This is a genomic window from Pseudomonas sp. Sample_24 (genome assembly GCF_004307605.1).
GTDB lineage: Bacteria > Pseudomonadota > Gammaproteobacteria > Pseudomonadales > Pseudomonadaceae > Aquipseudomonas.
The window spans coordinates 1-8571 of record NZ_RCNW01000055.1 but is presented as its reverse complement, the minus strand read 5'-3'; the positions used below and the strand labels follow the sequence as shown (position 1 = coordinate 8571).

The following is an 8571-nucleotide window of genomic DNA, read 5'->3' as shown; positions in this document are numbered from 1 at the left end:
CGTAGAAACTGGTCAGCAAGCTGTTGCCGGTCAGGTCGTGGCACTGCGAGAGCACATGGATCTTGTTGTGGATCTTCAGCTCGCGAGAGGCGTGTACGAACGTTTCGTTGCGGAAGCTGTAGAACGGCTCGGAATAACCGGCCGAAGCCACGATGGCCGAGCAGCCGACCAGTTTTGCGGTGGCACTGTCTTCGAGAACGAAGAAATAGCTTTCTTCACCGTTGAAGCTCACTTCGGCAGCGAACGAGGCTTCGCTCGCGGCGATCTTGTCGCTCAGGCGTTCAACGTCATCCGGCAAGGAAGTGACACCAATCGGGCTGTCCGCAGCCAGACGCTGTACCTCGCCCAGATCAGCCATTTGCGCGGGGCGCATCACCAGCATGGTGTCACTCCTTTTTATTAAAACTCTTGAGGGAAATAAACCGGGCCCTTGTAGGAGCAAAGCTTGCTCGCGATGGTGTGTCAGCCACATGGGTGTTCACTGACACGCCATCGCGAGCAAGCTTTGCTCCTACAGAAGAGCGGGTCCGGCATCAGAATCGGGGTCGACGCCTGAATCGTCAGGCGTCGAAGGGTCTATCAGGCTTGCGTCAGTTTTGCCGCGGCACGTTCGAAGCGGTCCAGGCCGGCATCGATATCGGCGTCTTCGACCACCAGGCTCGGGGCGAAACGCACCACGTCCGGGCCGGCTTGCAGGACCATCAGGCCTTCTTGTTCAGCGGCGTTGAAAATGTCCTTGGCCTTGCCTTTCCAGGCATCGCTCAGCACGCAACCGATCAACAGGCCCATGCCGCGGACCTTGGTGAACAGGCCGTACTTTTCGCCGATCTGTTCAAGGCGTGCCTTGAACTTGTCGTGCTTGGCCTTGACGCCGGCCAGCACTTGCGGGGTGTTGATCACGTCGATCACCGCTTCCGCGACAGCGCAAGCCAGCGGGTTACCGCCGTAAGTGGTGCCGTGGGTGCCGACAACCAAGTGTTTGGCCAGGTCTTCGGTGGTCAGCATGGCCGCGATCGGGAACCCGCCGCCCAGGCTCTTGGCGCTGGTGAGGATGTCCGGAATCACGCCGTAATGCTGGTAGGCGAACAGGTGGCCAGTACGGCCCATGCCGGTTTGCACTTCGTCAAAGATCAGCAGCGCGTTGTGCGCGGTGCAGAGGTCGCGGGCACCTTGCAGGTATTCGAGTTCGGCCGGGATCACACCGCTCTCGCCCTGGATCGGCTCCAGCACCACAGCGCAAGTCTTGTCGGAAATGGCGGCTTTCAGCGCCGCCAGATCGTTGTACGGCACATGGGTGATACCGGTGATTTTCGGACCGAACCCGTCGGAGTACTTCGACTGGCCACCGACGTTAACGGTGAACAGGGTACGGCCGTGGAAGCTGTTGAGCGCGGCGATGATTTCGTACTTCTCGCTGCCGAAACGGTCGAAACCGACACGACGGGCCAGCTTGAAGGCAGCCTCGTTGGCTTCGGCGCCGGAGTTGCAGAAGAAAGCACGCTCGGCAAATGTGGCGTTGACCAACTTATGGGCCAGGCGCAGGGCCGGCTCATTGGTGAACACGTTGGACACGTGCCACAGTTTGTTCGCCTGCTCGGTCAAGGCACCGACCAGCGCCGGGTGCGCATGGCCCAATACGTTCACGGCAATCCCGCCGGCGAAGTCGATCAGCTCGCGACCGGACTGGTCCCAAACGCGGGAACCGGCGCCACGCACAGGAATGAATGCGGCAGGCGCATAGTTGGGAACCATTACCTGATCGAAATCGGCGCGTTGTACCGCAGCGTGCTCAACGGACATCGGAGTCTCCTGAAGAGAAAACACTCGCCTGAAACTGGCGAGCTTGGTGAGGATTGTAAGGACAGTTTTCAGCCCGGCCTTGCCGCCAAGCGACAACTTCTTATAGCGCAAACCCCGGATTTTCCCGGGTTTACGGCAATGCGACATATAGGGTCGCAAAGGCGCAGTTTAAACTGCTGGCGCGGATTTGCGGCAGGATTGGCGAGAGATGAATGCCTGCGCAATAAATATGTACCGCACCGGAAACGATGCAGCCTGTTTCCCTTGACGCTCTTTGAGCGCTAATGGACCTGCAAGATGCAATTACCCGACGAGCAAACGCGGACAGCCTCAGCTGACGCAACGTATATCGCCCACACCGACACTCACTACCCGCCTCTCACTCATACGATTCCCCACTGGCTCGGGAACGCATCATCGGCCAGACGCCTGGCGCTGAAGAGCGCACGCCCGATACTGACGAGTGGTTTGCGCGCGGCGCCGGCTGCGCAACACGCTGAACTCGGACGACTGAATGCCGCGCACTGGACCGCACAAAACCGAGTCGACCGCACACTGGAAAACCTGCAGGACGCCTACGCTTTTGCTGAACCACTGCTCAAAAACGCTCTGAAAGCGCGATTCGGCCTGGACGTGGACGTCAAAGGCACGTTCTTGCGCCTGTACATTCCCGCGACCATTCCCTGGTTTCCGATCAAGTCAGGCGCCGCTCGCACCTGGACCGTGTCGCTGTTGAATGCGGCACTGCATAACTTTGAAGAACAGGAAACCCACAAGGATGCCTACGAGCCCGACTCGACGTTCATCACTGAGCCGTCCTCGACCGGGCAGTTCGATACCTTGCCCGCGCTCAAGCAGACGATCACGGTGCAGGCCTTTACCCGGTTATGCCGTGAACTGGACATCGGCGGCCAATACCGCACCTACCTGGAGGATAATCTTGGGGTTTCCAACCCGCTGGCTGCGACCGTACTGCGCTCCAGGGTCGAGGCCAGCCAGAAAGCCGCATTGAAGGCCGCGCTGCATCTGGCTCGCCTGAACGGCGACATTCAGGACGACTTCTTTCAACTGATCCAGGCGCTGGCTGAGGGCAAGCAAGGTATCAAACTTGGAAACGAACCCCTGCTGTGCCACGACTTGACGATCATGTCCGCCAGTCTGACCGGCATCGTCGTGTTTGCACCTAACCTTGAACGCGCACGCAATGTCGCACGGGTCGTGGCCTACATCCCCGATGACCCGGAGCACCCGATCAAGGAGTACACCTCGACGGCCGAGCTGATGCAAACCCTCACTCGTCAACTGCGCACCCCGGATTACCAACAATTTTTCAGTCGTTTTGTCGCTCACGAAGACCGCGGATATTTTTTTGGCAACCTGGCCGATCGCCTGAGCCATGTGACCTGGCATCAACGCCACTACGGTGAAGCGCTGCCATCATGGCGTGAAACGCCGACAGAGCGGCCCAATCTGCAATTTTCTGTCACGCCGATCCATCGCGGCCCATGGCCCCATCTCTACCGCGCGCAGTTGAACAAAATTCTCAACGACGCCCGGGTCATCGCGGTGTCTACCGCAATGGCGGACCAAAAGGCTCGCTGGGCACTCTGGGACTCCTTTACCGGCGTGCTGTCCGCCATTGTGCAGCTCGCCGCTTTCGTCGCCCTGCCTTTTGTGCCGTTTGTGGGCGAATTGATGCTGGCTTACATGGCTTATCAATTGGTCAACGATGCCTTTGAAGGGATTATCGACTGGGCGCAAGGGCAGACCACCGAAGCCTTCGAGCACCTGATGACAGTGGTTGAGACATTGATCCAGTTGGGGGCCTTCGCCGCAGGTGGGGTCGTTGCCGCAGGCGAGTTTCGCAAGGCTCTGCCCGCAGAGGTCATCGCCTTCATTGACCGGTTCAAACCGGTGCAGGCAGCCAATGGAAAGACCCTTTACTGGAAACCCGACCTGAGCCCTTATGAACAGGCCGCGCCGCTGCCCCGGCAATCGGTTCCCGACACGTCAGGCCTGCATCAACACAACGGCAAAACCATCGCCCGCATCGAGGGCAAACGCTTCGCCGTCAGACAGGAGCCAACCGGCGACTACCGTATCGAGCATCCCAGCCGCCCCGATGCCTACAGCCCCGCGCTCAAGCACAACGGCAGCGGCGCCTGGCAGACAGAACTCGACCGACCACTGGAGTGGGACAAAAACACCCTATTGCAGCGCTTGGGTCACCTGAGCGAAAAGCTGTCTCCCGCCGAACGCGAACGCGCACTCAAGGCCAGCGGTTTACACGAGAACACCCTGCGCAGAATGCATGTCGAGCACGAACCCATTCCGTCCTTGCTGGCCGATACCCTCAAGCGTCTCAACCTCGATAAGGACCTGCAAACGTTTATCGACCGCCTCAACAGCGGACGTCACGAACAGTATTCAAAGGCTGATTCCCAAACCCAACTGCAATTGCTCACCGAGCATTTCCTGTGGCCCGACAGCATAGGCATCAGCCTGCTCGATGTCCGGGGCAACATCGTCTGGGAAACCACAACGGCGGCACACTCAGGCATTGAGGTTCAGGAAGGTCGCTTGATCGAGGGGGACGTGCTCAAAAGCGTGCTTGCCCAGCTGAATGAAAGCGAGCAAAAAACCCTTCTGGAAGAACATCGACTTGCGCCCTCTCTCTCGCTTGACGCACGCGCCACATCATTGAGACAGAAACTCGCCCAGACCGCCGCCCGACAACGAGCATCACTGTTCGACAGTCGATACCGCGCTCTTGAACGCCCCCAGAATGCCTTGATTCAAAAACTGATCGACACCACCACGGGGCTGCCGCTGAGCGTGGCGAGCGAATTGATCGATAGCGCCACGAGCCCCGAACTGCAACTGCTGCAAACCGGCGAAGTGCCCAAACGCCTCAAGGACCTTGCCCGCTGGGCGATGCAAGAAGTACGGCTGACGCGAGCCTACGAAGGACTTGATCTGCCATCGCTTGATAATCCTGACACCGATCTGCTGCGCCTCCATTCACTTGAGCGCCTGCCAGGCTGGACATCCGAAATCCGTATAGACATTCAGGACTACGCCTATAACGGCCGCACCCGCACCCGCACCCGCATTGGCAAACAGGACGCCGCCATCCGCAAAGTGCTGGTACGGCGCCAAGATGGTCGATACGAAGCCTACGACGACGAGGGCTTGAGCCTGAGCGGCGCAACAGAACTGAGTCGGGCCATTCTTCATGCCCTGCCCGACGCGGAGCGCAACGCACTGAAGATCAACATCCATCAAGGCGAAAAACTTGAACACGCGCTGCGCGAACATTCGCTGGAGCGCGGCGAATTACGCAACATTCTGGAGGACAATCCAATACTCAAACCGGCCTATGACCCGGCGACCATGCGCCTGCTTGGAGGCGCCGACGGCTACGATCAACTCCCGTCGGGCCAGCCGGATCTGGTACGCAGGGTTCGCCAACTCTGGCCGGCACTCAACCCGCAAGAAGTGCTGGAAGTCATCGATTACCTGCACACCCACCCCGCCGGTGCTCATGCGGAACTCGCCCGCCTGCAAGGTGAGTACGGGCAACTGAACAATGATTTGCAGGACTGGGTCAATCAGGCGCCCCACCTCGACCCTCAAACCGGTAACAGGTTGAGCGCCGCGCAGCTGGCGGAAAACCGGGAGAACCGTGCCGCGTTCAGGTATGAGCTGCAGAGAGGCTGGCGACGGCAGATCACTGCCAGCATTACCGACGACCCTGCCGACGTCGAATATCTGTTGAGTTTCGTCAAGCCGATCGTGGGAGAACTGCCGACCATCAGCGCAGATTTCAGCCGCATTTCAACGCTATCGATGACCAACAGCGGCGCGCCGCAAGGCATCATGGGTTTCCTCCAACACTTCACCGGGCTTGCCCGCCTCGAACTCAGAAACGTTGCCCTGGGCGAACTCCCGCCAGCGCTGTCCAGCATGCCCAGGCTCAATCAACTACTGCTGAGCGACTGCGGCATCGTACTGACGCCGGATACACAAGCGACACTTTCTTCCCTCAGCAACCTGGTGACACTGGATCTCTACGGCAACCCTCTGGGTCTTGCCCCCCGATTGCAGGGGATGTCTGAACTCAACTACATCGATCTTTCCAATACAGGCATCAGCAACGTTCCGGAAGGTCTGCTGGGGCATCAGTCACTGCGCACTGCAATCCTCAATGACAACCAGATAACCGATCTTGACCCGGCCTTTTTCAATCTCCCCTCGCGCATCAGCAAGGGCATGGACTTTGGCAATAATCCACTCACATTGGCGATTCGCGAACAGATCAAGAGCTATTTCCAACGGACCCTCCAGGACTTCGGTGTCATGGCCGCCCCGGCTGATATCGATCGAGTCCAAGCTTTATACCTACTTCTGGACAGGGAGGAAGCCAGCGATTTCATCTACCTGCAACCCGGCAACCTGGAGGCCGGCCGCACTGAACTGACGCGCCTGGAAACCGAGTACACCACGTTGCGCAACGATCTGGCCGCATGGACCTCAGACCTGCCCGCCGTGCATCCGCAAACAGGTCAGCCTTTTACCAACGCACAGCTGACAGAAGAACACTTGGCCCGCGACGCGTTCAAGGAAACCGTAGAGCAGTGCTGGCGTCGTGAATCCGATATGGAAGGCGTGAATGCGGCAGGTGAACCGCACTATGAGCTGTACACCGACGAGGTCATCAATGGCGACCTGCCCCAACTGAGCGCGCAATTCAAACACGTCTCACGCCTGCAAATGGACGGCGAAAACAAAGCGACATCGCGTCCCGAGGGCTTTTTACGCTGCTTCCCCAACTTGCAGAACCTGACCATCAGCGACTTTGCCCTGAGCACGGTTCCCAGCCCTGTATTCAATATGAGCGAGCTGAAGACACTGGTGCTGACCGATTGCCTGATCACGCTGACCTCGCAAACACAGGCGGCACTGGCGGGCATGGAGAACATCGAACATCTGGTACTGGGCGGCAACCCACTGGGCCTACCTGCCGACATCAGTCAAATGCCGAGACTGAAGACCCTGATGCTGTATGACACAGGTATCAGCGAGATTCCGCCGGGCCTGCTGACTCGTACAACGTTGCAAGTGGCGAACCTTACTGACAACGCGATCAGTGAAATCCCCAGCGACATTCTCGAACTGCCTGTGGGGGTCGCCAGGAAAATCAAGCTCGGCGGAAACCCCTTCTCCGAAGAAAGCCTGCAACGATTCATCGCGTACTATCGACGAACCGGCGAGTCTTTTGGCATTGATGGAGTCGTCGACCGCGCCGAAATAGAGACGTCATCTTCTGGCGAGAGTGAGGTCGAGGAGTGACAGCGCGATCGCGCCCGGACAAATCGCCCAGGCATCGATGTGAACGTGTCACCCGCGCTCTGAAGGCACCGACGACAATTCGAACGGGCTGCTGCTGCGCCGCTGGTTGCGATCTTCCCGCGGCGTGGCGCCAAAGAAGTTGCGGTAGGCGCTGGAGAAATGCGGGCCGGAGGAGAAGCCGCACGACAGGCCGATCTGGATGATCGACTTGCTGGTTTGCATCAACATTTGCCGGGCCTTGTTCAGGCGCAGTTCCAGGTAATACTGGCTCGGTACGCGGTTGAGGTATTGCTTGAAAATCCGCTCCAACTGCCGACGGGACACGCACACATGCTGGGCGATTTCGTCGGTGGTCAGCGGCTCTTCGATGTTGGCTTCCATCAGCAACACCGCCTGGGTGAGCTTCGGATGGCTGGAGCCGAGGCGGTTTTGCAACGGAATGCGCTGGCGCTCTCCGCCTTCGCGAATGCGTTCGACCACCAGTTCTTCCGACACCGCACCGGCCAGTTCAGCACCGTGGTCACGGGCCAGCACCGCCAGCAGCAGATCAAGCACCGACATGCCGCCACACGCGGTCAGGCGATCGCGATCCCAGTCAAACAAATGACTGGTGGCGATGACCTTCGGGAAACGCTCGGCAAAATCGTCTTGCCAGCGCCAGTGCACGGCGGCGCGGTAACCATCGAGCAAACCCAGTTGCGCCAACGGATAAACACCGGCCGAGAGACCGCCAATCACGCAACCGGCACGCACCAGTTGCTTGAGCGCGCTGCTGAGCGCCGGCGCCAGGGTAGTCGGCGGCTCGTCAGCGAGCAGGAACAATTTCTGAAAGTTTTCGAGCTTGCCGGTCCAGGCTTCGCCGGGCAATTGCCATTGGCCTTCGGCCGGCGGTTCGGCTTGCAGGAACGACAACTCGTAGACGACGTCCGGATGCACACGCTGAGCAACACGCAAGGCCTCCTCAGCCAGCGCAAGCGTCAGGGCTTTAGTGCTGGGCCAAATCAGGAAACCAATTCGATGGGCAGTCATGGTGGGCGATCCGAAACGAAGAACAGTGATGAAGGCATGGGCCAATGCTAGCCCGTAAATGAACGCAAATCTCGAAACCGACACAGATCAAACTGTGGGAGCTGGCTTGCCAGCGATGACGGTGTGTCTGTGCCAGAGATGCAAACTGACTCACCGCTATCGCTGGCAACCCAGCTTCCACTGAGTCGAGGCCAGCCTTGGATCGCGAAGCATGCACTATCGCGGTGCACAACGGCAGTCCCGATTACTTCAGGCTGCCCGACAGGAACTGCTGCAGACGTTCGGATTGCGGGTTCACCAGCACTTCGCGCGGGTTGCCACTTTCTTCAACCACACCTTTGTGCAGGAACACCAACTGGTTCGACACTTCACGGGCAAAGCCCATTTCGT

General features: G+C 59.0%; 4 protein-coding genes and 1 pseudogene. 1 reads left to right on the top strand and 4 read right to left on the bottom strand.

What is annotated here, in order from left to right:
- A partial coding sequence (locus D8V06_RS02550) for an arginine N-succinyltransferase (RefSeq protein ID WP_177434335.1) occupies positions 1-382 on the bottom strand: 382 nt, incomplete at its 3' end.
- Positions 383-579: 197 nt separating this feature from the next.
- Positions 580-1800, bottom strand: coding sequence for an aspartate aminotransferase family protein (locus D8V06_RS02545; RefSeq protein ID WP_056852559.1), 1221 nt, complete (start codon positions 1798-1800; stop codon positions 580-582).
- Positions 1801-2268: 468 nt separating this feature from the next.
- On the opposite strand from D8V06_RS02545, the gene D8V06_RS02540 reads away from it, so the two are divergent.
- On the top strand, positions 2269-7152 hold the full coding sequence (locus tag D8V06_RS02540; RefSeq protein WP_241667763.1) for a DUF6543 domain-containing protein: 4884 nt from the start codon (positions 2269-2271) through the stop codon (positions 7150-7152).
- A gap of 48 nt (positions 7153-7200) precedes the next feature.
- On the opposite strand, the gene argR is transcribed toward D8V06_RS02540, so the two are convergent.
- On the bottom strand, positions 7201-8181 hold the full coding sequence (gene argR / locus D8V06_RS02535; protein ID WP_056852561.1) for a transcriptional regulator ArgR: 981 nt from the start codon (positions 8179-8181) through the stop codon (positions 7201-7203).
- A gap of 244 nt (positions 8182-8425) precedes the next feature.
- A pseudogene (locus D8V06_RS02530) lies at positions 8426-8571 on the bottom strand (histidine/lysine/arginine/ornithine ABC transporter ATP-binding protein); the annotation flags it as partial.

Bases quoted from the DNA above. Each gene is read 5' to 3' on its own strand.
- D8V06_RS02545 (WP_056852559.1), bottom strand. From the start codon at position 1,800: ATGTCCGTTGAGCACGCTGCGGTACAACGCGCCGATTTCGATCAGGTA.
- argR (WP_056852561.1), bottom strand. From the start codon at position 8,181: ATGACTGCCCATCGAATTGGTTTCCTGATTTGGCCCAGCACTAAAGCC.